This window comes from Desulfallas sp. Bu1-1, from assembly GCF_015594625.1.
GTDB lineage: Bacteria > Bacillota > Desulfotomaculia > Desulfotomaculales > Desulfallaceae > JADNRQ01.
The window spans coordinates 252,977-276,939 of the sequence record NZ_JADNRQ010000002.1 but is presented as its reverse complement, the minus strand read 5'-3'; the positions used below and the strand labels follow the sequence as shown (position 1 = coordinate 276,939).

Below are 23,963 nucleotides of genomic sequence, written 5' to 3'. Positions count from 1 at the left end.
CTGACTTCCAATTAAAGTTGAAGGAGATGATTACTTTTGGGATTTTTCAAACCGGCAGGGGCGGTGGGCCTGGAACTGGACACCGGGGTTGTTCGGGTTGCTGAAATTAAAGGCACAATGCGTTCATTCTCCTTGACCGCATTAGAGGAGATTACCATTCCCGAGCACGCGGTGTCCGAAGGGGTGGTGATGGAAGTCACCCCGGTGGCGGAAGCTTTGGACGAGTTGTGGTCGAAAGCCCGGATTAAGAAGCGCGAAGTTGTTCTAGGTATTTCCAATCAAGGGGTGCTCATGAGGCTGGCCAGGTTTCCGAAAGTGCCCGAGAAAAAGCTGGCCCGGGCGCTGCGTTTTCATGCTGGAGAATATTTTCCGATTCCGCTTTCTCAGCTGGTGCTCGACCACTCGGTAATCAGCGAATATAACGGGGAGAACGGTCCCGAGCTGGAGGTGCTGCTGGTGGCGGCCAGGCGGGATTTTCTGGATAAAAGTATCCAGGCTTTAACGGAAGCTTCCCTGAAACCGGTAATTATAGACGCTTCCCCCCTGGCGCTAATGCGTACATTGCCGGAAGATCAATTGGATGCCAGTGCAGCCCTGGTTGATATATCCAACGGCTTAACCGCGCTGCTGTTAATTGCCGGTGGTTTTCCACGCTTTGCGCGGGTGGTGCCGCTTTCCTTGCAAACATATGCCCGTGAACAGCGTTATCCCATGGACACGGTCCTGGAACAGGCGATGAGCCAGGTGGCTTCAACGGCGGAGAGCAATGATAACGCTGGAAATGCACAGGATGATTGGGCAGCGGCACTGGCCGGCGAAATTAGATCGTCTATCAGCTATTATCTTGCTCAGCCCAACGCGGCCCCTCCGGACAAGCTGGTTCTCAGCGGGCGCGGTGCACGTTTTGCGGGGTTGCCGGAACTGCTGGAGGCGGCGCTGGACCTGCCGGTGGAAATAATAAACCCCCTGGCCAGAATAAAAGGGCAGGGTGGGGCTAACAATATCAGCCCGGAACGGGAATATCCGGACTTTGCCGTAAGTATCGGCCTGGCTCTGCGCGGGTTGGAGGCCTGAAGGTATGCCTGTAAGCATTAATTTATTACCCCCGGAAATTTTAGCCCGGCAGGAGCAGCAGAGAAGGATGCACCTGTTGCTGGTGGCCTGTGCTTTGGTACTGGCAATTGTAGCCGGCGCCTACAGCGCGCTGACCATCAATACCATCAAGGCGCGGGCCGAGGTTGCCAGGTTGCAGCGGGAACGTGAAGCTTTGGAGAGTAAAATTCAGTCCCTCGAGCAATATGCCGGGATTCAGGATCAGGTGACGCGAACCGGCAGTCTTGTGCGCCGGGCCGTGGGAACGCCTCCGGACTGGGCAAGGGTTTTGGCCGGTATCGGGCTGGACATGCCCGTAAACATATGGCTGACGGATTTATCAGCTACATATAAGGTTGACGAAAGCAATAAAGCCCCGGCAGGTCAAGGCGGGGACAATCCCCGGGAATCGTCGGAGGGGCAGCAACAATTGTTAAACGAACCGGCGCAATCTTCACCTGACACTTCAGCCGGAGAGCTGGTTATCCGCGGCTGGGCCTTCGACCACTTGGCAGTGGCCCAGTGGCTGAAAGATTTACAGCGTGTTCCAGGGCTGGCTGATATCCGCTGCCAGTTCTCTTCCGAGGAAAACCTTTTGGAACAGCCCATGATTCAGTTTGAAATCAAGGCTGCGCTGCTGCCGGGACCGGCTTATCACCCGGTTGGAAGGAAAGGCGGGTAAGTGATTTTGGCGGAAAAGAAAAACCGCACCCTTCTATGGGGGGCTTTGGGGTTTGCAATATTGGGACTAATAACTTTTCTGATGTATAACCAGGTCACCGCTTTTAAAGCAGCCAGGGACATGGCGGCCACTGAACAGGCGGCCGTTGAAAGCGCCCGGGCACGCCTTCGGGAATTGACGCGCGTCAAAGAGCGGTCCGCTGGTTTGCAGGAACAGCTGGCGTTATATAATAAAGTTCTACCTGCGGAACCAGCCGAAGATATGTTGATTACAGATATTACTAACATTGCTCAAAAATCAGGCATGCACTTTTTACAGGTCCGCTTTGAGCAGCGTGTAAAAAAACAGGATTATGTAGAGATGCCTTTCAGGATCACTTTCGAGGGGCGCTACCACGCACTGCTTGACCTGCTGGCGGACCTGCAGGACGGGCCGAGGGCATTGCGCATTGATAATATCAAAATCGGCAAGGGTCGTGAGGAACTCCCCCAGATTAAGGCCGAGATTGCCGCCAGCGCTTTTTACTCGGAAGCTCAGCCTCCGGGCAAGGCAGGTGAGGTAAAATGACCGGGGATACCTGCCGCAGAAAAATATTGTTGCAGACAATTGTTTTAAGCCTGCTGTGCGTCATTCCGGCAATGGCCGCCGCAGGCTGCGGCAGTGACTTGAGAAAACCGCCGGCTGTCCTCGCCGCGGCTGGTGAAACGGGTGCTTACAGTATCAATCAATCCGCCGCAGAAAATGGCAAAGGCACAGAAAAACAAAATCTAGTTAAACCGGAACAGGACCCCTTTAACCCGCTTGTACAGGCGCCGGTGGTTACCGGCGCAGCGCCAGGCACGCCGGTAACCGGGGTTGCGGCGGCGTCCCCGCCCGCAGGGCCCGGACCGGTGGAAAAGCCGAAAAGCGGTTCGTGGCGCGATCCCTTTGAGCCCTTGGTAGTGGCTTACGCTTCGGAAAATTCCACAAAAACAGCAGGGGAAACAACTGGTAACGGTGATTCTCCTGCTATAGTACCGGAGGACCGCATGCCGGTTGCCGGCGGCCCCGAACTTGTCACCACTTACATTGAAAACGGCGAGAATCATGCTTATTTCAGCCACCAGGATAACTTTTACGACGTCAGGGAAGGTGAATCCTTTAACGGGTACCGGGTGCTGAACATTAACCCGGCCGGGGGCCGGGTAACCCTGGACAAGGACGGCCGGATTATCATCCTTACCGCTAAAGGTTCGATAAAATAGCGACTTGATCAATTATTTTGATAAGTGTCTCAAAATGATTTTTGTTGGTATAGTGTTATTAAGAAAAAAATGGCATTTTTAAATATGACGGAAAGGAGGTGAAAAAGCTATGTTTTACAAACTGTGCCGCCAGATGAAGAACCAGAAGGGCTTTACTTTGGTGGAACTGATGGTGGTTGTGGTTATCATTGGTATTTTGGTTGCGATTGCGGTGCCGATTTATAATAGTACTACCAGAGGGGCTGCACAGAGGGCACATGATGCTAATTTGCGCATACTTGATGGAGCAATAGACCAATATAGAGCAGTAGAAGGCGAATGGCCAGATGACCTAAGTGATCTTGATGATTATGTACAGGGTGCTTCATCTATGGTAATACCTGAAGGTTGTGGGTTAGAAGGTGCCGGTGAGGGAAACTATGAATTAAATACTTCAGATGATGGGGACCGGCCTACCATTGGTCCAGTAGGTGATTGGACAAATCACTATGTCCCCCAAGGGGTATAATGCGACAGGGGACGGTTCTTGGTTGTCGCAAAAACAAACTAAAATGCCAGAACAAGCTACAAGCTACGGTGCTTTGTTAACTTATTGTTAGAGGAAGTTACAAGCTTACGTTGCTATGGATCGCATTTGGAATGTTGTGTCTTTTTTTCGAGGGAGTACGGTGCATATGTACATTCGTACTCCCCCTTCTACATTGCATCTTTTCCCCGGCAGTGTGGGCGCCCGGGGATTGGTTGACCGTCACCGGGCGCGGCGCCTGCTACCCGGCTAACGCAGGATGCCGGGGAAAAGATTGTCCTTGCGGAGCAAGCCCCAAACCGGGTTTTGTATGCCTATAATGAAATATGCATGGTGAGCGTATGGAAATCAAAGAAATGACCGGGTGTATTGCTCTCTACAGTTCTGATATCACCACTATTGAAACCGTGGCCAGGTCCCTGGACTACAATTTGTTTTGTCTACAGGTGGCCGGCAAACTGACAGCTTTAGCCCGGGTAATTGCCTGTACGCCGCCCGACATACTGATTGTGGATTCACCCGGCGACAAGACGGAAATGGAAGCGTTGGCCCGGCTGGTGGAGAACGCTTCGCCGCCCCCCTCCGTCCTAGTCATTACTGTCGAAGATGCGAAGGATTTACGTCAGGTGTCGCCGTTGCAGGCATTGTCTGCCGGTGAGACCGTCAGCAAACCCGTTTGCCCCGGTAAGCTTGCCGAAGCTATAAATTCCCTGATGGCAAGCGGGAAGCGGGCTGAGAGTAGCGCTGAGAAACCGGTTGAGTCACTTAAAGATAAACCGCTGGTTCTCGTGGTGGAAGACAGTCCCTTACAGATGAAAGTATTGCTGCGGTACCTGGAAGGCCGGGATATGGATATCATTACCGCCACCAACGGGCACGAAGCTTTAAAACTTGCTCTGGAACACGTTCCCGACCTGGTGCTGCTGGACCTGGTCCTGCCCGGCATGGACGGTTTTGAGGTCTGCCGCCGTATCAAGTCGACGCCGGCTACTTCCGGGGTGCCGGTTATCGTCATCACTACTTTGAACGACCAGGAGGACAAGCTTAACAGCCTCCGGCACGGGGCAGATGATTTTATCACTAAACCTGTTGATCGCCGGGAGTTGTTGCTTAAAATCGATAATATATTAAAGCGCAAAAAACAGCTGGCCGTGCTTGCCAGCGAGGTTAGCAGGGATCCTCTTACGGGTTTGTATAACCGGAGGTACATGGAATACGCCCTGAAACGGGAAATAATGGACGCTGCCAGCAGCGAGTCGCCTCTGTCCGTAATTATGTTGGATGTGGATCACTTCAAACATTATAACGACACTAACGGGCACCCCGCGGGGGACATGGTGCTGAAAACCCTCGGAAAAATACTTGCCGCGACGCTCAGGCAATCCGACATCATCGCCAGGTACGGCGGCGAGGAATTCCTGGTGATCCTCCCCAACACCGGGCCGGAAGGATTGGTGCAAGTGATGGAAAACACCCGCCGGGCGGTGGAGGAATATCCTTTTCCCAACGGGGAGCGCCAGCCCGGGGGAAGGTTGACCATCAGCCTCGGCGGCGCCAGCTTTCCGGCGCACGCCGGCGAAGCCGCGGAGCTGGTCGATCTTGCGGACCAAGCCCTTTACAGGGCCAAGCGGGAAGGCAGAAACTGCTGGCGGCTGGCCGGGGAAAATTCCAACCACATTCAATAAATTCAGCGCTTAATAATTACTTATTAGACTACCCGTCTGGTTCAGCCTGCGGGCAACTGTAGCAGGACATACGCTTCCTTGGGCAGGATGCGCTGGCTGAGGAATCCGCCGGCTATCAATTCCGTTTATGTCTCGACTCGGACATGTGCCGGGTGATTGACCTGGCCTGGCTCGGGGAATATAAAGATGTAGTTATGCCCGGCGGGTAGGAGAAATATAAGGAAAACGAACCACATAGCCGGCATAATTAAACCTTACGGAGCATTTTATTATAACGTTCAGGCTAAGCTGAGGATACTGGATGATGATAGTTCCCTGCATTCGATTGGAGGAAGTATATGAAAATCGTAATCGATGAAAGAGGATTAGCTGTGCCGCTGGTTCTTGTAATTATGGTTGTTTTAATGTTGCTGGGAACAACCCTGTTGCAGTACAGCGTATCAGACGCTTTGCAGGTTTCAAGGGATGAGAAAAGAATGCAGGCCTACTATATTGCTCGGTCCGGAGCAGAGGCTATTGCTGAATGGATAATCAAACATCCCGGTGAGGCAATTGATTTAATCAATGCTCCAAAATCAGACCCCGCTAGTCTTGGCAGGGGTACGTTTGAAGTGGATGTTGCCGGAGATACAGATAACATCTCGATTAAATCCACAGGCAAAGTAAACGATGTCAATCAAAGCGTGACCCTTACTCTGAAGAGAATGGATATATTTAAAAAATGGGCTTTGTTTTCTGCGAGCAGTGAAGATAACATTGTGATCAATAGCGGATCTGCCGGTATTGAAGGTGATTTGGGAGCCAATGCCGGTATCACGATTAATAAGAACGTTGAATTCGATTGGGAAAAATATGGAATATACCCATATTCAAATATGTTTTATCCCCCGGCATCATTCCCAACAGGTCTCGAGTATAAAGGTTCCATACCTGATGAAAATGGAAAAGGAAATAAGCAGAATACTGATGAAAAACCGATTAGCAGCAATGGCATGTATGACAGGATCAATCTCCAGGGAAATGATGAGCTGACTTTTAGAATGGATAATAATGATTTAAAAATTATGGTAGATACATTTAACGTGAGCGGCAATGGAATAATCAAACTAGAAGGAAAAGGTAGATTGATGTTATTTGTGAACGATACACTTGATTTAAAGGGTAATGCTGAATTCCAAATAAATGATAACGCATCGCTTTACATTTTTGTAAAAGAAGGCGGTAAAATTAAGTTTGTGGGAGGTGGGGGTGAATCTAAGGAAGATAAGATTCGATTTGAGGGAGCTATTTATGCCCCCGGTGCTACTATTGATTTTAGCGGAAATGGTACGTATGTGGGTGCCTTTATTGCGAAAAATTATAAATGTGGAGGACCGGGGAACATAGAGATAATACATAAATACTACAGTTCGGAAAACCTCCCAGTATTAGCGTATGAAAAAGGTACCTGGCTAGAAGAATAAAAAAATTGTAATTATGTAAGGGGTCGTTAGTATGAAATCCAGTGCTCAGGTGTTGAGTAACTTGTAGTTGGGCAAGGAATTAAGGCTTTATTAAAAAATATTTTATAGGCTTCCTAATAACGTTGATATTATTTCAACTATAATAGGTTTCAAAAGGGGCCGGTGGTCTGATGGAGTGTTATGAAGGAAATTGAAGGCCAGGTGGTTAAATGAACAATAAAAAAGGTTTTTCGATATTAGAGGTCCTTGTAGCAATATCTATATTAGTAATAATTGTTTTTACTTTTACAACTCTTTTTTCTGCCGGCTTTTCGGGCATTTTTTCCGCCGGGCGTAAGAGCGAGGCTCTATATAAGGTACAAAAGGAAATGGAAAATGCAATTATTAATAAAAGTGGCAATAATGTTACAGATGGCACAATATCAATAAGTTTTCCATCCCTCACCGATCCTATAACTGTAACAGGAAAATTTGTGATATGTGACCAAACTTACACTGACAGTAACGGAAATGAACGGACGGTAACCATAACTTCATTCGTACCCAATCAATAACCATTTCGGTGAAGGAGTAGATTAATATTTTAAAAATAACTTATGACAAGCGAGGTGTTAGTTTAGTTGAACTCCTGATTGTCCTTGCCCTTTTGGCTGTCGTTTTGGGGGTGGGGTATTCTTTTTTTTACTTCGGCACGACATCTTTCACAATTGGAGAAAGCCAATCAAATGTTCAGCAGGATATAAGACTGGCAGCGGATTTTATAACCAGGCAGGTTCGCTATGCTGCTGAGCTGGAAATTTTAGATGAGAATGATGCTATTCCGGAAACCATAACTAATCAGGACAATTACATTTTTATTAATGATGATGGCTTTATTGAGTTTAGAAATAAAGATGGTTCAAAGATTATTAACCATATCACCACCGGTGGTTTTGAATTAGTTTTTCAACCTAAAGCTGAGGGCAAAATCTTATATTTTAAAATTAACGACGTAAAACAAAAGTATGGTATTGAATCCGAAGTGATGATTCTGAATATAGTTGATACAATTGCCGGTGTAAATAACGGCGCGGCGATACGTTACAAGTAAATAATTCCACTGATACAGAGAAGCTGCCGCAAAAAGAGTTATAAGGGTATAGACACCTGTAAAATGTAATTTACTCAAAGGTGATTGGAGCATGTATTTTTAACCGTAAAGGATTTACGTTAATTGAGTTAATAGTTGTTCTTTTAATTCTAACCATCGCTATGTCCATAGCCATACCTTCATTTAATAATTTTCTGGCCGATTACCAGCTTGACGCTGCTTGCCGGCAGTTGCAGCAGGAAATACGCTCCACGGGGCAGGATGCGCTGGCCGACGAGTCCTCCACGTACCAGATCAACCTGTATGTCAGGGATGATAAGTACAGGATGATTGACCTGTCGAAACCAGGCGTTTACCGTGAAGTTGTCATGCCTGGCGGCGTGGATATTGTCTATACAAATTTTGAAAACGACATCATCAAATTCACTCCCAAGGGTATGCCCACCAGTGGCGGGCACATCAGTTTACGAAGCCGTAAAACAGGAAAATATCAATACGTGATAGTTGCTGTCGTTACCGGCCGCACCAGAATCAGTGATTACCCTCCCGAGGGCAACGAATAATTTAAATGGGAGGTATTTCTGTTGTGGAACGATAAACGCGGCTTTATTTTCATGGAGGTTGTAGTAGCCATTTTAATTTTTGGCATTAGCGTTATACCGGCAACCATGGCGATGGTTGCTGTTTCACGCCAGTCGGAAGGTGCCGGGAAAAGGTTTGTCGCGTTGGAACTGGCTCAGGGTAAATTTGAAGAGGTTTCCGGCAACAAATATGAAGAAATTGCTCCGGAGGAAAAGAAAATTTTCGCTGCTCCATACGACGGTTACCAGTATGCCGTGGAAGTCAGGGAAGATGACGTTTACAGCGGCTATTTAAAAAATATTTGTGTCACTGTTTATTACACCGAGCCGGGAACCGGCCGGGAAAGAACAGTAACTATTACCGGGGCCAGGGCGAAAAGGTGATGGATTGATGCTGCAAGACCGGGGCGGGTTTACCCTGGTGGAAATGGTGGTATCCCTGTTATTAATTTTACTGGTGATAACCATTGTTAAGAATTTTTTTATATTTGGTGTTCATATCTATCATCAAAACAGGGACCGGGCGGAAGTTGAGGAAAACCTGCGCTTGGGGATAAACCGGCTTTCCCGGGAACTTCGCCATGCTGATGTTGTTGTTTCTTATCAGCAGGACGGGGGCGGCAGGCTGTCATTTAAGAACACCCGGGGAGATATAATCACCTACCGGATCAGTACCAGCGGTGATGTCGAGACGGCTAAACAGTTAACTCGATCAATCGGGGGACATGGCCATAATCCGGTAGCCAGGTATGTCAAAAAGCTTCAGGTTGAACTTGCCGGTGCTGGTACAAGCACCGGGTTGGTTACCCTGACTCTGGTCGGGGAAAAGGACGGTAGCGGGGAAATAGAGGTAAGCACTACTGTCAGGATAAGGAATTAAACCGGGGGGCGGTCTGTGAAAAGGTCTTTTTATATTAAAAAAGATGGACAGACTGTAATTTTAGTAATTATGGTCACTGCTGTGCTTTTTACGCTTATCGTTGCCCTGGGTACAACTGCTTATCACAAACATAATAACATCGTGCGCGAAGAAAAGTTTGTTCAAGCGCTTTACGCGGCGGAAGCCGGTATCGAAACAACCATTGCTAGGATTAAAAAAAATATAAGCTGGTACAACAATTTACCTGAGGCGGGTAAAAATATTACGGTTTTTCCGGAAACAGAACTAAAAGATAATATCACTTATGAGGTTATGGCATTAAAACAGCGGCAGGATATCGGCACGTCCCTGGTCATCAACTCGGTTGGAAAATGTACGGGTGACAATGGTGATTTGCTGGCTAAAAAGACACTGGAATCCGTCGTTGCCGTGTACAATGCGGAAGATTATTTTAAAGGATTCGTCATTTTACCCGAAAAGCCGAGGATTTTTAATCCTCCTGGGAAAATGAATGTTGATGCGAACCTTTTTATGGATGGCGATGTTAACCTTGGGGGCACGTTGAAGGTTAATGGCAGTATTTACGCCAGCGGAGAAATAACCGGCAGGCATGATGGTCAAAAACGAAGCAATTATAACTATATACCCCCTTTTCCGGAACTGGATACGGCATATTACCTGCAAAAGGCCCTGGAGGACGGGCATGTTTTTCTTACAGATAAGACTTTTGAGACGTCCCATCCGCCCGGCGGTGAAGTGATCGAAGTTGCCAGGGCAGCAGCCGGTTACAACGGCTTTTATTATGTGGACGGTGATATTACCGTCTCGGGGGATTACTGCGGGACGGCTCTGTTTTTTTGCACCGGGGACATTAATGTGGTGGGCGATCTGGAACCCAAGTACTATGTTGGCGAGCATGTCGATGTTGGTGCGGGAAGCCTGACTCTCGTCGCCCTGGGTGATGTTAACATCAACAATCATACAGTATATGCAAACATCCTGGCAGACGGCCAATTGCGTGCCCGGGGCGGCGCCGCGCTGCACGGGGCCGTTTGTACCAGGGGCATAATTCTGGATGAAGGGGAACAGAGTACAGGTGATTTTGCTATGTGTTATGAAGAAGATCTGATGCCAATGGCGGGTGCTGTACCCGTCAAAACAAAAACAGTATTGTGGAAAGAGCTTTACCCGGTATTTTAACGTGCCAGGCACCTGGGAATAGATGCCAGGTGCCTGGCACCTGGAAAAGGGGGTCATCTATAAAGTGACACGCACAGCTGAAGACAAACTAAAACAATATAGCTATCAAGATTACTTAAGCCTTCCTGCTGATATAAGATACGAAATTATCGAAGGAACGCTTGCCATGTCACCATCGCCTTCAACACAACACCAGAGAGTTTCTCGTAAATTGCTTGTCCGCATTGCAAATTACTTGGAAGGCAAACATTGTGAAGTATTTGGTTCACCTTACGATGTGCTGCTTCCGGAAAGAAACGAAGAAGCTAAAGATATTAAAACGGTTGTTCAACCCGATATATTGGTTGTATGTGATCAGTCCAAGCTAACTGACAAGTACTGTATCGGTTCACCGGATTGGATCATAGAAATAGTATCACCTTCGTCACCATCCATGGACTATGTGAAAAAACTTCACCTGTACGAAAAGCATCAAGTTAAAGAATATTGGATTGCCAACTATCTTCGTAAAGAAATAATGGTTTATAAGCTACAGTCAAACAATGAATATGGTATGCCTGAAACTTACGCAGGTAATGAAATTACGCCGGCGATCTTCGAGGATTTAATTATAAGGTTGCGGGATATATTTGATTAATGGGAAACTAGGGGGCCGGACAGTGCGGCCGAGCAAGGTGGACAACCGTCAAGGCTGAAAAGGTATAATAGGTATTAATTTCCAAAATTTTATCGGATCGGCTTAACCGCTGGCACCACTTTTTCGATATCAACGGGAAAGCAGGTTTATCAGGATAGCAGGGATGGCGGTAAAGGGGTTGCGAATGGCCGGCAGGCCGGGGGATTAAAGAAAATTTAACCGGAAATTTGCATCTTTTTTTTGGAAAAGTAATAATGCCTTAAACTTGCTGTTATATATTTGTATTAAAAAGTTCGGGTGATTGACCGTGATCTCCGGGATAATCAAGGGTTGGGAAGTCGCCTTCAGGTTCTTTTCTTTCCATGGCTTTAAAAGAAGGACCATATTCCGGAACCACAGCCTGAAGGACCCCGGCTTGGCCGGAAAGATTCTGGAAAACCTCCAAAAGTCAAGGCCGGTGGTGCTCCTTTATTTTGACCTGGTGAAATTCCACGAGGTGGAGCAGGTGAGCGGCTCTCAGGCTGCCTCGAAAATCCTGGTCATGTTTAAAAAAAGCCTGGAAAGAGAAATACCCGAAATTTTCCCCGGTATCGAAATCCTTGCCGTGGAGAATCTCTGGGGTGACGATTTTGTCGTCCTGCTGGCGATGGAAGGCAAGCCGGAGCACGGTGAACTGCAGAAAATAGCCGTCACTTCCCGCATTGGCATCAGCGCCCGATAACATCGATAATGGACACTTCCCCCCTGGTGGTGGAGGAAAACACTCCCATTGAAATGGTTTCCCAGGTTGCCATGAACCGGGACAGGCTCAAGCTCTACGATTATATCATTGTTACAAGAAATCAGATGTTCAAGGGGGTTGTATCGGTCCAGACTTTACTTGATACCATGACCAAAATCCGGCTGGAGATAGCCAGGGGCGCCAACCCGCTGACCGGATTGCCGGGAAATATAGCCATCGAGCAGGAACTGTCCAGGCGTGCCGGGGAAGATGAGGACTGCGCGGTGATCTACCTGGACCTGGACCATTTCAAGTCTTATAACGACAGGTATGGCTTTGAAAACGGTGACCGGGTGATTTTGTTTACCGCCACTCTCTTGAACAGCGTCGTAAAAAAGTCCGGCACCAGAAATGATTTCATCGGCCACATCGGGGGCGATGACTTTATCATCATAACCGTTCCGGAAAAGGCAGAGATTTTATGCGCAAAAATTGCCCGGTATTTCGACCGGCTGATCCGCCGCTTTTACGACTCGGAGGACCGTGCGGCGGGAGGAATACGCGGCTGCGACCGGAGCGGCGGGGAGACTTTTTTCCCTTTAATTTCTATATCCATGACCATTGTTGAATGCACTGGCCGCGATTGCCTGTACGACCAGAAAAAATTTTCGGAAAAGGCGGCTCAGCTCAAACGCTACGCCAAGTCCCTGCCGGGTAGCGTTTACGTAAAAGACCGCAGGTCCAGCAGTGGTGCCCGGCACTTAACTTATTAAACTTATCGAGCCCCCCGGTCCCGCACCGGCGGGGTTTTTTCTTCTCACTTCCGGTACACGATTCAGTATCCGGTTCAGTTCCGCCTCATGTCAATCCCCGGCCGGGTGTGGTATAATACAGCCACAAGAGGAATGAACCCGTGCCGGACAAAATACAGCCCCATCATTCCCACGACAAAGGATACAGAGAGTTTCTCTCCAGCAAGCGTGCATTTCTGGAATTGCTCAAAACCTTTATTCAGTGAGGAAAAAGCACGTTTTGGATTTCCGGAACATACTGTTTGACGTAAACCGGTACGATGTAGAAGAACTATACCAGGCGGCCAACCTGATTTCCAGCGTATTTGCGCTGGACCAGAGGGTGAGCGCGGGGGAATTGATGGGGCGGCTGTGGAAGCTGGCCGGCGGGTTAAGGAACCTGAGCCGGGACGAATTCAGGCAGTTTGCCGCCTAAACATCATCTGTGCCGGCTTTTCAGCGGGGAACGGAGAGGTTCACTATGACGCGCAAAAAATTCAAGGTCGCGCCTTTAGACAGGACGGGGAAGTTGACCACGACCTTGTACCTGTTTACCGGCGCGTGTTGGGCGGTTCTGTCGTTTTTGTTTGCGCCGCGCGGCTACCTGGTGTCGCCGGAGGGGATAACCATCCGCGCCCCGGTGACGTCATGCGTCATACCCAAAAATAAGATTAAGCGTGTTGAGATAGTCGAAGATGTGAAACCTGGGGCCGGGTTGACGTGCTTGGCCGGGCTTTTCGGCTACGCCGGTCTCTTTGCCCTGGCTGACGGGGGCACGGCGAAAGTCTACGCCGCCCGCTGGGACCGGATGGTGCGGGTCAAGACCTCGCGGGAAATTTACCTTCTTTCCCCGGCGAAGCCAGAGGTTTTTGTTAGCACTACAAATAGAGTGCTTTTAGAGGAACAACCTGATGTTGAGGTGCGTAGATGATGAATGCCTTTTTGCGGGTGTTCCGGTCGACATTGAAGAAAGCGCTATCCCTTTCCTGGGGGCGAAATACAATGGAAAACGGGCAAGAGCCCGAAGTGAACTTTTCGGTGGCCCCCTGGGATGACGAAATAAGGTTGCACGTAAAAAGCTGGCTAAAGTATTTCGCCTATATTGCTTTGATCGTTATGCTGATAGGAGCGACAGGGATGGTTATTTCTCCCGGGACAGGTTTTGCCGATTTGAAAAGGTTGATCTTTTTCATCGCAATGGTTTACACCGGAATATGGTCTGCGGTCGGAATTATATACTTTTTCTTCACTCCCCGGCGGTATTCTGTAAGCCCGGAAGGAATTGTTATTAAAAGACCCATCCGCAGGGTCGTTATCCCGTTTTCCGAAATAAGGAGGGTCACATTGGTAAATCACGTGCCGCTCTGGTGGCATTTTGGGCTCATTGGCCCAGCCGACCCGTTTCTTGGGCCGGTGAATGCTTACGTTACCCGCTGTACCGGGTTAGTTCGGATAGATACTGTTAAGCGGGTATGTTACCTTTCGCCCAGTAACCCGGCGGCGTTAGTTGAAGCAGTTAACCAGCGTCTGTAATAACTCCAGCATTTGGGGACCGAACTGAAGTAATTTTCAGCGTAGTGTGATTCCAGCAAGGTGAAGGAACTGATAACAGTTTCCCCGGTCACCACCTGTATTTAAGGAAGCCTTCGCTGCACTGCCTCAATAATGAAAGGTCGGATGATTTCTTTGATTGACAAAATATACGTCTTGTGTTGAACCGCGCGGCTCATTAGCTCCAGGCTTTAGCGGCCATTTCCGGTGGGTCGCCGGTGAGAAAGCGCAAGACAACGTTGGCATCAATCCACAAATAAACCCTCACGTTTCTTTCCCCTTACCCAGTATCTGCCGGGCCAGTCCGGCGGCCACCCCTTCCCGGACTTCTGCCTTGCCGGGGTAAGGTCTTTTGGCAGGCAAAGAGGCGTATAGTTCGGTTAAACGTTTGCGTTTCAAGGCCCTGACCTTAACCTCCCCCTCCGGGCCGAGATCAAACAAGAGCTCGTCTCCCGGTTGCAAGTTAAGCTTGCGGCGGACGATTACGGGTATTGTTACCTGCCCCTTACTCGTCAACCCTTGTTCTTAACATTTAAATATCTCCTTACATCCAACATAAACCTTACATCAGTTCCTGTCAAGGGTGGTTGCCTGAACGGGGTTTTGGAGGTCGGCAGGGAGCTTGGTATAATCACTCCTTCCCGGGTAGACCCCGGCCTGGCGCCGCTCGGACGCCGTCATCACCCTGCTGACTCTGGTCCCCAGGATGGAGGCAACAACCTGGGGCCGCCGGGCGCCCGACTACGCACGGCGCAAGAGAGAGTTCGGCGACGCGCTGATCGCCCTGGCTGAAAAGGTGCTGCCCGGCCTGCGGGAGCACGTCGTCTTCCGGGAGGAGGCCGGCCCGGCCACGTTCGCCCGTTATGCCCGGACGACGGGCGGCGCCATCTACGGCCCCGCTGCCGGTCGGTGGCGGCCGCCGGCCAAAACCCCCGTGGAGCGGCTCTACCTGGCCGGCGCCGGCGTTTTTCCGGGTGCCGGCATCGAGGCCGTGGTCATCTCCGGCACCCTGGCTGCCGACGCCGTTTACCCGAAAAGGTGAATTAGCAATTTATACAAGGGGGCAATAGGCCGGACAGCGAAGAAAAAACCATGTTGAAATACGGGTGTTTTTGTTATATTGCATGGTAATATAAAGGTAATGCTATGGACAGGGGTGCAGTTGAATGATTATGTTTAATGTAACAGAAATACGACAAAATGTCAGCAAGATAATTGCTCAAGCCATTAAGACAAGAGAACCCATCGTTTTACTACAGAGGTCAAAACCTGTAGCCTACATTGTCGAGGCCGGGGCTTTTGAGGAATTGCAGGCAAAAGCCAGAAGGGTGGAACAGTACGAAAAGAATGAAATGGCAAAAGAAACTCTCCAACGCCTTGCCAGATTGAGAAATGAAATGAAACTCCAACCCGATTCCACCCCGTTAATCAGACAACTGCGGGAGGGGGATGCTCGAAGTGAATAGTTATATATGCCTTGACAGCAGCGTTCTGGTAAAGCTGCTGGTAAACGAAGAGGACAGCGATAAAGCAGCGTTGTTAATGGAGACGGTTGTTAACGAAAGGATGACGGTGGTTCTCCCCGATTTTGCCTGGGCCGAGGTGGGTACCGTTTTAAGAAAAAAAGTTGTAAGAGAATTAATCAGTCCGGAACAAGCCGCAATTGCCTGGGAATCTTTCAACAGCTTCGGAATTATAACCTTTATAAACGATGTTTCATTAATGCGGGCAGCCTGGCGGATAGCAGAAACAGAGGAATTGCCAACTTTATACGATGCAGCTTATCTAGCTGTAGCGGAAATAGTAACAAAGCAAAATGGAAAAAAGTGTGAATTCTGGACTGCGGATCAGAGGCTGGTAAAGGGTTTGGGCAGCAGAAAGGAATACGTTAAATTACTGCAAACAGTCAATACCCCCCCGCTAATAAATGTGTGAGTCTTCTGGCTAAGCGTATAAATAAAACATTTCTATGCTTAATCTTTACAGATCTGGATGGTGCAGAGCGTGTGATTAAAACTGAAAGGTTGACCAAACGGTTTGGCCGCTTTACCGCCGTGGACGGCTTGGATCTGGAAGTGGCGCCCGGGGAAATTTTCGGTTTTTTGGGTCCCAACGGGGCGGGAAAAACCACCACTATCAGGATGTTGACCGGACTCTTGCGCCCCACTTCAGGGCGGAAATAATGGTTTATAAGCTACAGCCAAACAATGAATATGGTATGCCTGAAACTTACGCAGGTAATGAAATTGCGCCGGTGATCTTCGAGGGTTTAATTATCAGGTTGCGGGATATATTTGATTAACAACATAAACACCGGCTCTGGCAGGGGTTATTTTCTATTATTTGCTGGAATGATTTATAATAAAAATGTTCACTGGAGGAAAATTCTATAATGTAAAACAAAAAACTGGACGGTGATTTTGTTGGATAAAAACTTGTTGCGGGAAGTTTTGGCCGGGGCGCTTGCGGGTGGCGGCGACTTTGCCGACATTTACGTTGAGTATAAACGGGTGACCGGTATAGGTTGCGAGGACGGCAAGATTGAACGCATTCATTCCGGTATTGAAGCCGGTGCGGGAATCAGGGTTTTATCGGGCGATAAAACCGCTTATGCTTACACCAATGATCTCAGCAGGGAAGGCTTGCTGGAAGCGGCCCGGATAGTGAGCCATGCCGTTTCCGGGGAGAAAAAGGAAGCCGGCGTCGAATTCCGTGAAAAAAAGCCCGCAGTTAAATTTGAAATCATTCAGATGCCCGACAAGGTTACCACCGAACAAAAGGTGCGGGCCGTCAAAGCGGCGGATGAAGCCGCCCGGGCGGTGGACCGGGAAAAGATCAAGCAGGTCATGGTCGGGTATGGCGATGTGGTGCAAAAAGTGATCATTGCCAACAGCGAAGGTGACTACGTGGAGGATGAACGGGTGCGGACCCGTTTGATGGTTCAGGCTGTTGCGGCGGAGGGTTCCGTAATCCAAACCGGTTACGAGGCGGTGGGAAGCCACAGCGGTTTTGAGTTGCTGGAGCGCAACAGGCCGGAGGAAATTGGAGCTAAAGCCGCGCAAAGGGCGGTGCAAATGCTGTCGGCCAGACCGGCTCCCGCGGGCAAGATGCCGGTGGTGCTGTCCGGCGAAGCGGGTGGTACCATGGTGCATGAAGCCTGCGGACATGGCCTCGAGGCCGACCTGGTGCAAAAGGGGCTTTCCGTTTACGCGGGTAAAAAAGGGCAGAAAGTTGCGGCTGATTGTGTCACCGTGGTTGACGATGCCACCATGCCCGACCGTTACGGGTCTTACAGCTTTGACGACGAGGGCATTCCTTCCCGTAAAGTTGTTTTAATTGAAAAAGGTATTTTAAAGGACTATCTTTACGACCGGCTGACCGCCAAGCGCGACGGGGTGGAACCGAACGGGCACGGGCGCCGGGAATCTTACCAGCATAAACCAATCCCCAGAATGGGCAATACTTATATCGCCCCGGGCCGGGATGACCCGCAAAAAATTATCCGCGAAACGGGAAATGGTCTGCTGGTTAAAAAAATGGGCGGCGGGCAGGTCAACACCACCACGGGAGACTTTGTTTTCGATGTGGCGGAGGGGTATCTGATTAGAAACGGGGAAGTAGGGCCCATGGTGCGCGGCGCCACATTGACCGGCAATGGTCCCGAGGTGCTTCGGATCATTGAGGCGGTGGGCAACGACCTTGGGTTCACCATTGGGACTTGCGGCAAGGACGGCCAGGGCGTGCCGGTGAGCGATGCCCAGCCCACTATCCGAATCAAGGAGCTGGTGGTCGGCGGCACCGGCCACGGGGATGATTAGGAGCAGCCATGGATTTGACCGGAATACTGGTATTTTTACTGGGCGCCTGTATTGGAAGCTTTTTAAATGTGTGCATCTACCGGATACCGCGGAATGAATCAGTGGTTCATAAACCGTCTCACTGTCCGGGTTGCGGCGAAAAGATCAGAGCTTTGGACCTGGTGCCCGTTTTAAGTTATTTATTCTTAAAAGGACACTGCCGGTATTGCGGAGGCAAAATTTCGCCGCAATACCCCCTGGTGGAGCTCGTCACGGCGGCATTGTTTCTTGCCGCGCACAGATTTTGGGGATTGGGCTGGCAGGCGGCCGCGATGTGGATTTTCTTTGCCATGCTAATTACCGTTTCGGTAATAGATATGCATCATAAAATCATTCCCGACGAAATTTTGATCACAGGTTTGGTTCTGGGAGTGCCTTCCATATTCTTGGCTTCACCAGGTAAGTTGATCAGCGGGGCAATTGGTTTTTTCGCGGCCGGGTTGCTATTGCTGGTCATCGCCCTGGCTTCCAAAGGCGGCATGGGCGGCGGAGATATTAAATTAAGCGCCGCTATGGGGCTATTCCTGGGCTGGCCGGGTATTATTGTCGCCTTGTTCCTCTCTTTCCTGGCGGGCGGCTTGTCAGGAATTTTACTTTTGGCAACGGGCCGAAAAAGCAGGAAGGATGCCGTACCTTTTGGCCCATACCTGGCCATGGGCGGGGTTGTAGCCTCGTTTTATGCTGAAAGATTGATTGACTGGTACTTGAGGATTTCCGGTTTATAAACCAAAAGCGCCCGGTGTTTCCGGGCGCTTTTGCACATATGACAGAGCAGCTATTGATTTACCACCTTGGTCATCAGGCGGGCCAGGGTTTGTCGCTCGCTTTGGTCGGCCACCTGCCAGAGCTCTTTTAAAGCTTGCTGCTCGGGGTTGGTGGGGGGAACGTTTTGAGCCAGCAGGTCCCCCACCTGGTAGGCCAGCGACTGGATCTTGTCCCGCGAAATACCCAGTTCTTCCGCGAATTCCATGGCCTGTCTCAGGTAGCTTTTCCAGGTTTGCCAGTCGGTATTGGCGTTTGCCCTGAAATTGAAGTCCATAAACTTCATCACCTCGACATTTGTTAATTATGATCAAACAAAGTCTGAATATGATTATTCTCTCCCCGATTAAAAAAGTTATGCGCCGGTAAACAACATATTTTTCTTTCCTATCCAATGATTAAAAAAAGTGAGAAAGATTTAATGACACAAAGGACAAATCAAGGGCATATGCTGATAAAAGAAATTAAGAGGTATGAAAAATAAAAAGCCGGGAGGGGTACACAATTCTTTTTCCGGTCGGTGGTACTTCCTTGTAGGAGGTATTATTTTCATGAAAATAGGAGATATAGTTACCAGGAAGGTTGCCGGTGATGAGGCCCGGTTTTGTATTATCGGGTTTTACACTGATCAGAATACCGGTGACAAGGTGGCCATTGTGGCGATGCTTGATCCCCATTCGGTGGTTGAAGTTTCGGTACAGGAGCTGGTACCGGTAACTTTGAAAGATTTAATCGCTTTAACCACAAACTCATGCTTTTTGCATTAACTGCCCGGCGGCAGTTTTTTGTTTTGGTACTAAAAGGAATAGATTATTTTTTATTGAATTATACTAAGTTAACTGAAAGGAGCGAGGAAAAACCGTCATGGAATCCAGGTACATAAAGAATGCGGAGCGCGCCGTGCAAAAGGCGTTACAATTAGGTGCCAAGATGGCCGAAGCCTATATCAGCAATAGCAAGGAACTGGTTATCGACTTGCGCAATGGAGAAGTGGAAACAATGAAACTGGCCGAGGATCGCGGCATGGGCATCCGGGTTTTTACGGACGAAAAAACCGGGTTTTCCTTTACCACTGACCTTGGGGACGCCGCTGTGGATGAGGCTATCAGACAGGCCCTGGCCAACGCCTCCTGTGCCGAGCCCGACCCGCACCGGTTGCTTCCAAAGCCGGCACCGTCATACCCGGAAATGGATTTATATGATCCGGCGATCAGGGAAACTACCGTTGAGCATAAAATAGAAATGGCCCGGATCATGGAAAACGAGGCCCGTGCTTTTGATTCACGGGTTAAGATCATAGAAAGCTCGACTTACCAGGATGGGGAAGTGGAGGTAACCCTGTTTAATTCCCACGGAATCTCGCTGCATTACCCGGGTGCCTATTGCGGCATGTATATCTCACTTGTTGCCGGCTCGGGGGAAGACAGCCAGACCGGCTTTGCCCTGAATTATGGCTTGCGGATAAACGAACTGAACCCCGTAAGCCTGGGCAAACAGGCCGCGGGCAGGGCGGTGCGCATGCTGGGGGCCAAGCCGGGCTCCACCCAGCAGGCTGCCGTGGTGCTGGAACCCTACGTGGTTACGGGTTTTTTGGGCTTGCTGGCTCCGGCTCTTTCCGCCGAAGCGGTGCAGAAGGGGCGTTCGCTTTTTGCCGGCAAGGTGGGGCAAAAGGTCGCCTCGGACCTGATCAACGTCATTGACGATGGCACGCTTAAAGACGGCATTTCTTCAGCTCCGTTCGACGGTGAAGGAGTGCCCACGTCCAGGACGGCGTTGATTCAGGGCGGCGTGCTGCAATGTTTCCTGCATAATACTTATACCGCTTCCAAGGACGGCGTGCTTTCCACCGGAAATGGCGTGCGCGGTTCCTTTAAGGGAACGCCTGAAGTGGGAACCACCAACTTTTTTATCGAGCCGGGCGACAAGACCCCGGAACAAATTATTGGCGAAGTCGGCAACGGTTTTTATGTGACCGAAGTGATGGGACTGCATACCGCCAACCCCATCTCGGGTGATTTTTCCTTTGGCGCCAGCGGGCTCTGGATAGAAAACGGTCGCCTGTCCCGCCCGGTGCGCGGCATGGCCATCGCGGGGAATATCATGGACCTGATTAAGAATGTGGATGCGGTGGGGAATGATCTGCAATTTTTCGGCAGCAAGGGCGCGCCCACCATCCGGGTTTCCCGGATGAGCATCAGTGGGAAGTAAAACTGCCTTTGCAACCCGCAGCAATTGTGTTAAAATATTCCCAGTATTCCAAGGGGGAGAATTGTGAAAATACTGGTTTTAAACGGCCCTAATCTGAACATGCTGGGAATCCGGGAGCCCGGGGTGTACGGGAACGTTACGCTGGAAAGTATTAACGCGTCACTGGCGGATCTGGCTAAAACATTGAACGTGGAATTGGAATTTTTTCAATCCAACCACGAAGGCGAGCTGATCGACCGGCTGCAATCCGCCGGGCGGGATTGTTCGGCGGTAATTTTCAACCCCGGCGCGTTTACCCATTACAGTTACGCCCTGCGCGACGCGGTGGCGGCTATAAATATACCCGTGATTGAGGTGCATATCTCAAACATTTATGCCCGGGAGGATTTCCGGAGGCACTCGGTGATCGCACCCGTGGCGGCCGGCCAGATTTCGGGATTCGGCCCGCAGGGCTACCTGCTGGCTTTAAGGGCGGCGGCACACCTCGCCGAATAATCCTCGTTAAGTGATAAATAAGACAACATTTATAAAACCACTATGGTTTTATTTTTTGTGCAATATAAACCGGGAAGACGTATCAAAATATTCCGGAGGATAATCAATGAAAAATCGCGTGCGTAAAGTTGCCGGAACGCTTGCGGATTACGGCGCCGATGCCATGCTGGTCATGCAGCCCGAGAACAGGTTTTATCTCAGCGGCTTTACCGGCAGTTCCGGGGCGCTGCTGGTTACGAAGAAAAAAGCTTACCTGATTACGGATTTCCGGTATCTGGAACAGGCTCGGGAACAAAGCCCGCACCTGGAAGTTATTAAAATGACTGATAACCTTGCGGATACGCTTGCGGCAATGCCTGAAAAAACCGGTATCCGCGCCTTGGCCTTTGAGTCCGGTTACGTCAACTACAAGCTTTATGAGGAACTGGGTCGAAAGCTTTCCGGGATCAAACTGGTTCCATTGGAGGGCGTAATCGAAAAACTGCGTCAGGTCAAGGATGATCAAGAACTGGCGGCCATCGCCAGGTCAATGTCACTGCTGGACGAAGGGTTTGATTATATTTGCGGGTGGATCAAGCCGGGGGTCACCGAAAGGGCGGTGGAACTGGAGCTGGAAATGTTTCTGCGCCGCAAGGGCGCGACCGCAGCGGCCTTTCCTTTTATTATCGCCTCCGGACCCCGGTCCTCGCTGCCGCATGGAACGGCCTCGGACAGGCTCATTGGCCCGGGCGATGTAATTACCCTTGACTTTGGTGTGGTATTGGACCACTATAACTCCGACATGACCAGAACGGTAGCTCTGGGTACACCGCCGGGGACAATCAGAAAAATATACGACATCGTGCTGGAGGCCCAGCAGGCGGGGCTGGCGGCGGTAAGGGCCGGTGTCAAGGCCAGCGCGGTGGACGCGGCGGCCCGGAAAGTGATCGAATCCCACGGCTATGGTGAATATTTCGGCCATGGCACGGGCCACGGGGTCGGGCTGGCGGTGCACGAGGGACCGCGCTTATCCCCCAGGGACGATACTGTATTGCAGGAGGGTATGGTGGTAACCGTGGAGCCGGGCATTTACCTCCCGGGCACCGGCGGTGTCAGGATCGAAGATAGTGTGGTCGTGGAAAGGGACGGGTGTAGAGTGCTGACAAAATCACCCAAAAATAAACTGATCGAGCTGTAAACCAATATTACTTAACGCAAAAAGACCTTACAGCAGGCGATCCGGCGGATTTCTGGAGTGAGTGGAACACTGGATGCGGTCCCTAGCCCGTCATATCCCAAGAGTCATGACCCCTTAGCCGGAGCGCCAACTACAAGTACCGGTTTTTGCAGCGAAAAATAAATTTTGGATAAAAAATTTTAAGGAGGCGTGGAATTTGATTTCAACCAATGATTTTCGCACCGGCCTGACCATTGAACTGGAAGGGGATGTCTACCAGGTCGTAGATTTTCAGCACGTCAAGCCGGGCAAAGGCGCGGCATTCGTTCGTTCCAAGCTTAGAAACCTCAGAACCGGCGCCGTGATTGATAAAACATTCAACGCCGGTGAAAAAATCCCCCGGGCGCGGGTGGATCGCAGGGAAGTCCAGTACCTGTACACGGATGGCAGCGAATACAACTTTATGGACATGGAAACGTACGACCAGTTCTCGATGACCAAGGAGCAACTGGGCGACGCCGTAAAATTCCTCAAGGAAAACATGACCATCACCGTGCTGTCGTTCCAGGGGCGGTCCATCGGTGTAGACCTGCCCAACTACGTGGAACTGGAAGTGGTGGATACCGCGCCCGGTATCAAGGGCGACACCGCATCCGGCGGTTCCAAGCCGGCCACGCTGGAAACGGGTTACGTGGTGCAGGTTCCGTTTTTCATTAATGTTGGCGATGTTCTCCAAATAGATACCCGTACCGGGCACTATATTAAAAGAGTTTAGGAAATATATGTTTAAAAACCCCCGGGGAGAGAAATACTACTTTTGTCAGTGCAACTCGGAAAAACCAAAGGGGGTTTTTTTATGTCCGACTTGAGATCAAAAGTGGCATACCTGCAGGGGCTGTCAAACGGCTTGAATCTTGACGCCGAAAGTAAAGAAGGAAAAATATTAAACGGCATTATCGACGTACTCGGGGAAATCGCCGAATCATTTACGGAACTTGAAGACGCCCATGAACAATTGGAGGATTATGTTGAAACAATTGACGAGGACTTGTATTCCCTGGAAAGCGAGCTCAATGATGAAGATGAACTGGGTGAATATGTTGAGGTTGATTGCCCGCGCTGCGGGGAGACGGTACTGTTTGACCCCGGGATTATCGAGGACGATGACGTCATCGAAGTTACCTGTCCCAATTGCGACGAGGTGGTTTTTGTGAACGACGATAACTATGAAAGCGCGGACGAGTCCGAAAATCTGGAAGCCCGAATTGAATCCGTAGATGATGATATATAAAAAAATAAATATTAAGCGACAGTCCAAACTGTCGTTTTTTTTGCCCGAATC

32 protein-coding genes and 1 pseudogene are annotated in these 23,963 nt (G+C 49.8%); 31 read left to right on the top strand and 2 right to left on the bottom strand.

Annotation, left to right across the window (positions count from 1 at the left end):
- The first annotated feature begins 36 nt into the window (after nucleotides 1-36).
- The 19 genes from pilM (at nucleotide 37) to IT084_RS03925 (ending at nucleotide 14,125) form a co-directional block, all read left to right on the top strand.
- Nucleotides 37-1,074 (top strand): type IV pilus biogenesis protein PilM, encoded by a 1,038-nt coding sequence (gene pilM / locus IT084_RS04015; RefSeq protein WP_195711347.1) that lies wholly within the window; start codon nucleotides 37-39, stop codon nucleotides 1,072-1,074.
- A gap of 4 nt (nucleotides 1,075-1,078) precedes the next feature.
- A complete protein-coding gene (locus IT084_RS04010) occupies nucleotides 1,079-1,774 on the top strand; it encodes a PilN domain-containing protein (protein WP_195711346.1) in 696 nt (231 codons plus the stop codon).
- A gap of 6 nt (nucleotides 1,775-1,780) precedes the next feature.
- Complete coding sequence (locus IT084_RS04005; protein WP_195711345.1) at nucleotides 1,781-2,341, top strand: type 4a pilus biogenesis protein PilO; 561 nt, start codon at nucleotides 1,781-1,783, stop codon at nucleotides 2,339-2,341.
- Entirely contained in the window at nucleotides 2,338-3,018 is a 681-nt protein-coding gene (locus tag IT084_RS04000) for a hypothetical protein (RefSeq protein WP_195711343.1), read from the top strand. The genes IT084_RS04005 and IT084_RS04000 overlap by 4 nt, the downstream gene beginning before the upstream one ends.
- 109 nt (nucleotides 3,019-3,127) lie before the next feature.
- On the top strand, nucleotides 3,128-3,526 hold the full coding sequence (locus IT084_RS18495; protein WP_279327807.1) for a type II secretion system protein: 399 nt from the start codon (nucleotides 3,128-3,130) through the stop codon (nucleotides 3,524-3,526).
- A 359-nt stretch (nucleotides 3,527-3,885) separates the two neighbouring features.
- On the top strand, nucleotides 3,886-5,229 hold the full coding sequence (locus tag IT084_RS03990) for a diguanylate cyclase (RefSeq protein ID WP_195711341.1): 1,344 nt from the start codon (nucleotides 3,886-3,888) through the stop codon (nucleotides 5,227-5,229).
- A 338-nt stretch (nucleotides 5,230-5,567) separates the two neighbouring features.
- Complete coding sequence (locus IT084_RS03985; RefSeq protein WP_195711339.1) at nucleotides 5,568-6,692, top strand: pilus assembly PilX N-terminal domain-containing protein; 1,125 nt, start codon at nucleotides 5,568-5,570, stop codon at nucleotides 6,690-6,692.
- A gap of 209 nt (nucleotides 6,693-6,901) precedes the next feature.
- A complete protein-coding gene (locus tag IT084_RS03980; protein WP_195711337.1) occupies nucleotides 6,902-7,246 on the top strand; it encodes a prepilin-type N-terminal cleavage/methylation domain-containing protein in 345 nt (114 codons plus the stop codon).
- 20 nt (nucleotides 7,247-7,266) lie between these two features.
- Nucleotides 7,267-7,782, top strand: coding sequence for a prepilin-type N-terminal cleavage/methylation domain-containing protein (locus IT084_RS03975; RefSeq protein WP_195711421.1), 516 nt, complete (start codon nucleotides 7,267-7,269; stop codon nucleotides 7,780-7,782).
- A gap of 80 nt (nucleotides 7,783-7,862) precedes the next feature.
- Nucleotides 7,863-8,345, top strand: coding sequence for a prepilin-type N-terminal cleavage/methylation domain-containing protein (locus IT084_RS03970; RefSeq protein WP_195711335.1), 483 nt, complete (start codon nucleotides 7,863-7,865; stop codon nucleotides 8,343-8,345).
- Between the two features lie 21 nt (nucleotides 8,346-8,366).
- Nucleotides 8,367-8,747 carry a hypothetical protein gene (locus tag IT084_RS03965; protein WP_195711333.1) on the top strand — a complete coding sequence of 127 codons (381 nt, stop codon included), beginning with the start codon at nucleotides 8,367-8,369 and terminating at the stop codon, nucleotides 8,745-8,747.
- A 7-nt stretch (nucleotides 8,748-8,754) separates the two neighbouring features.
- The gene (locus IT084_RS03960; RefSeq protein WP_195711331.1) at nucleotides 8,755-9,243 is read left to right on the top strand and encodes a prepilin-type N-terminal cleavage/methylation domain-containing protein; all 489 of its coding nucleotides are present in this window, start codon (nucleotides 8,755-8,757) and stop codon (nucleotides 9,241-9,243) included.
- A gap of 15 nt (nucleotides 9,244-9,258) precedes the next feature.
- Complete coding sequence (locus IT084_RS03955) at nucleotides 9,259-10,443, top strand: hypothetical protein (RefSeq protein WP_195711329.1); 1,185 nt, start codon at nucleotides 9,259-9,261, stop codon at nucleotides 10,441-10,443.
- A gap of 64 nt (nucleotides 10,444-10,507) precedes the next feature.
- On the top strand, nucleotides 10,508-11,080 hold the full coding sequence (locus IT084_RS03950) for a Uma2 family endonuclease (RefSeq protein WP_313885413.1): 573 nt from the start codon (nucleotides 10,508-10,510) through the stop codon (nucleotides 11,078-11,080).
- 415 nt (nucleotides 11,081-11,495) lie between these two features.
- A complete protein-coding gene (locus IT084_RS03945) occupies nucleotides 11,496-11,801 on the top strand; it encodes a hypothetical protein (protein WP_195711325.1) in 306 nt (101 codons plus the stop codon).
- 8 nt (nucleotides 11,802-11,809) lie between these two features.
- Nucleotides 11,810-12,574 carry a GGDEF domain-containing protein gene (locus IT084_RS03940; RefSeq protein WP_195711323.1) on the top strand — a complete coding sequence of 255 codons (765 nt, stop codon included), beginning with the start codon at nucleotides 11,810-11,812 and terminating at the stop codon, nucleotides 12,572-12,574.
- A 259-nt stretch (nucleotides 12,575-12,833) separates the two neighbouring features.
- The gene (locus tag IT084_RS03935; RefSeq protein ID WP_195711321.1) at nucleotides 12,834-13,028 is read left to right on the top strand and encodes a hypothetical protein; all 195 of its coding nucleotides are present in this window, start codon (nucleotides 12,834-12,836) and stop codon (nucleotides 13,026-13,028) included.
- Between the two features lie 45 nt (nucleotides 13,029-13,073).
- Complete coding sequence (locus IT084_RS03930) at nucleotides 13,074-13,523, top strand: PH domain-containing protein (protein WP_195711319.1); 450 nt, start codon at nucleotides 13,074-13,076, stop codon at nucleotides 13,521-13,523.
- Nucleotides 13,524-13,594: 71 nt separating this feature from the next.
- The gene (locus IT084_RS03925; RefSeq protein ID WP_195711317.1) at nucleotides 13,595-14,125 is read left to right on the top strand and encodes a PH domain-containing protein; all 531 of its coding nucleotides are present in this window, start codon (nucleotides 13,595-13,597) and stop codon (nucleotides 14,123-14,125) included.
- A 282-nt stretch (nucleotides 14,126-14,407) separates the two neighbouring features.
- Here the strand turns inward: IT084_RS03925 and IT084_RS03915 are convergent, their stop codons facing one another.
- Nucleotides 14,408-14,659: an AbrB/MazE/SpoVT family DNA-binding domain-containing protein gene (locus IT084_RS03915; RefSeq protein WP_195711315.1), complete on the bottom strand. Its 252-nt coding sequence runs from the start codon at nucleotides 14,657-14,659 to the stop codon at nucleotides 14,408-14,410.
- Nucleotides 14,660-14,849: 190 nt separating this feature from the next.
- Between IT084_RS03915 and IT084_RS03910 the strand changes: the two genes are divergently transcribed.
- From IT084_RS03910 to IT084_RS03885, 6 genes and pseudogenes are all read left to right on the top strand, one after another.
- Nucleotides 14,850-15,185: an FAD-dependent oxidoreductase gene (locus IT084_RS03910; protein WP_195711313.1), complete on the top strand. Its 336-nt coding sequence runs from the start codon at nucleotides 14,850-14,852 to the stop codon at nucleotides 15,183-15,185.
- 124 nt (nucleotides 15,186-15,309) lie between these two features.
- Nucleotides 15,310-15,609, top strand: a complete 300-nt coding sequence (locus IT084_RS03905; RefSeq protein WP_195711311.1) for a type II toxin-antitoxin system Phd/YefM family antitoxin — start codon at nucleotides 15,310-15,312, stop codon at nucleotides 15,607-15,609.
- Entirely contained in the window at nucleotides 15,602-16,078 is a 477-nt protein-coding gene (locus tag IT084_RS03900; protein ID WP_195711309.1) for a type II toxin-antitoxin system VapC family toxin, read from the top strand. Before IT084_RS03905 ends, IT084_RS03900 begins: the two co-directional genes overlap by 8 nt.
- 71 nt (nucleotides 16,079-16,149) lie before the next feature.
- Nucleotides 16,150-16,317, top strand: a pseudogene (locus tag IT084_RS03895) (ATP-binding cassette domain-containing protein); the annotation flags it as partial.
- Nucleotides 16,318-16,563: 246 nt separating this feature from the next.
- Nucleotides 16,564-17,961, top strand: a complete 1,398-nt coding sequence (locus IT084_RS03890) for a TldD/PmbA family protein (RefSeq protein ID WP_195711304.1) — start codon at nucleotides 16,564-16,566, stop codon at nucleotides 17,959-17,961.
- Between the two features lie 8 nt (nucleotides 17,962-17,969).
- Entirely contained in the window at nucleotides 17,970-18,725 is a 756-nt protein-coding gene (locus IT084_RS03885) for an A24 family peptidase (RefSeq protein ID WP_195711302.1), read from the top strand.
- 50 nt (nucleotides 18,726-18,775) lie between these two features.
- Here the strand turns inward: IT084_RS03885 and IT084_RS03880 are convergent, their stop codons facing one another.
- Entirely contained in the window at nucleotides 18,776-19,039 is a 264-nt protein-coding gene (locus IT084_RS03880; RefSeq protein ID WP_195711300.1) for a DUF3243 domain-containing protein, read from the bottom strand.
- 274 nt (nucleotides 19,040-19,313) lie between these two features.
- On the opposite strand from IT084_RS03880, the gene IT084_RS03875 reads away from it, so the two are divergent.
- The 6 genes from IT084_RS03875 (at nucleotide 19,314) to IT084_RS03850 (ending at nucleotide 23,912) form a co-directional block, all read left to right on the top strand.
- Nucleotides 19,314-19,529, top strand: coding sequence for a hypothetical protein (locus IT084_RS03875; RefSeq protein ID WP_195711297.1), 216 nt, complete (start codon nucleotides 19,314-19,316; stop codon nucleotides 19,527-19,529).
- Between the two features lie 97 nt (nucleotides 19,530-19,626).
- Nucleotides 19,627-20,970, top strand: a complete 1,344-nt coding sequence (locus IT084_RS03870; protein ID WP_195711295.1) for a TldD/PmbA family protein — start codon at nucleotides 19,627-19,629, stop codon at nucleotides 20,968-20,970.
- 63 nt (nucleotides 20,971-21,033) lie between these two features.
- Entirely contained in the window at nucleotides 21,034-21,465 is a 432-nt protein-coding gene (gene aroQ, locus IT084_RS03865; protein WP_195711293.1) for a type II 3-dehydroquinate dehydratase, read from the top strand.
- Between the two features lie 106 nt (nucleotides 21,466-21,571).
- A complete protein-coding gene (locus IT084_RS03860) occupies nucleotides 21,572-22,642 on the top strand; it encodes a Xaa-Pro peptidase family protein (protein WP_195711290.1) in 1,071 nt (356 codons plus the stop codon).
- A gap of 196 nt (nucleotides 22,643-22,838) precedes the next feature.
- Nucleotides 22,839-23,396: an elongation factor P gene (efp, locus tag IT084_RS03855; RefSeq protein WP_195711288.1), complete on the top strand. Its 558-nt coding sequence runs from the start codon at nucleotides 22,839-22,841 to the stop codon at nucleotides 23,394-23,396.
- Nucleotides 23,397-23,477: 81 nt separating this feature from the next.
- A complete protein-coding gene (locus IT084_RS03850) occupies nucleotides 23,478-23,912 on the top strand; it encodes a CD1247 N-terminal domain-containing protein (protein ID WP_195711286.1) in 435 nt (144 codons plus the stop codon).
- Nucleotides 23,913-23,963 lie beyond the last annotated feature (51 nt).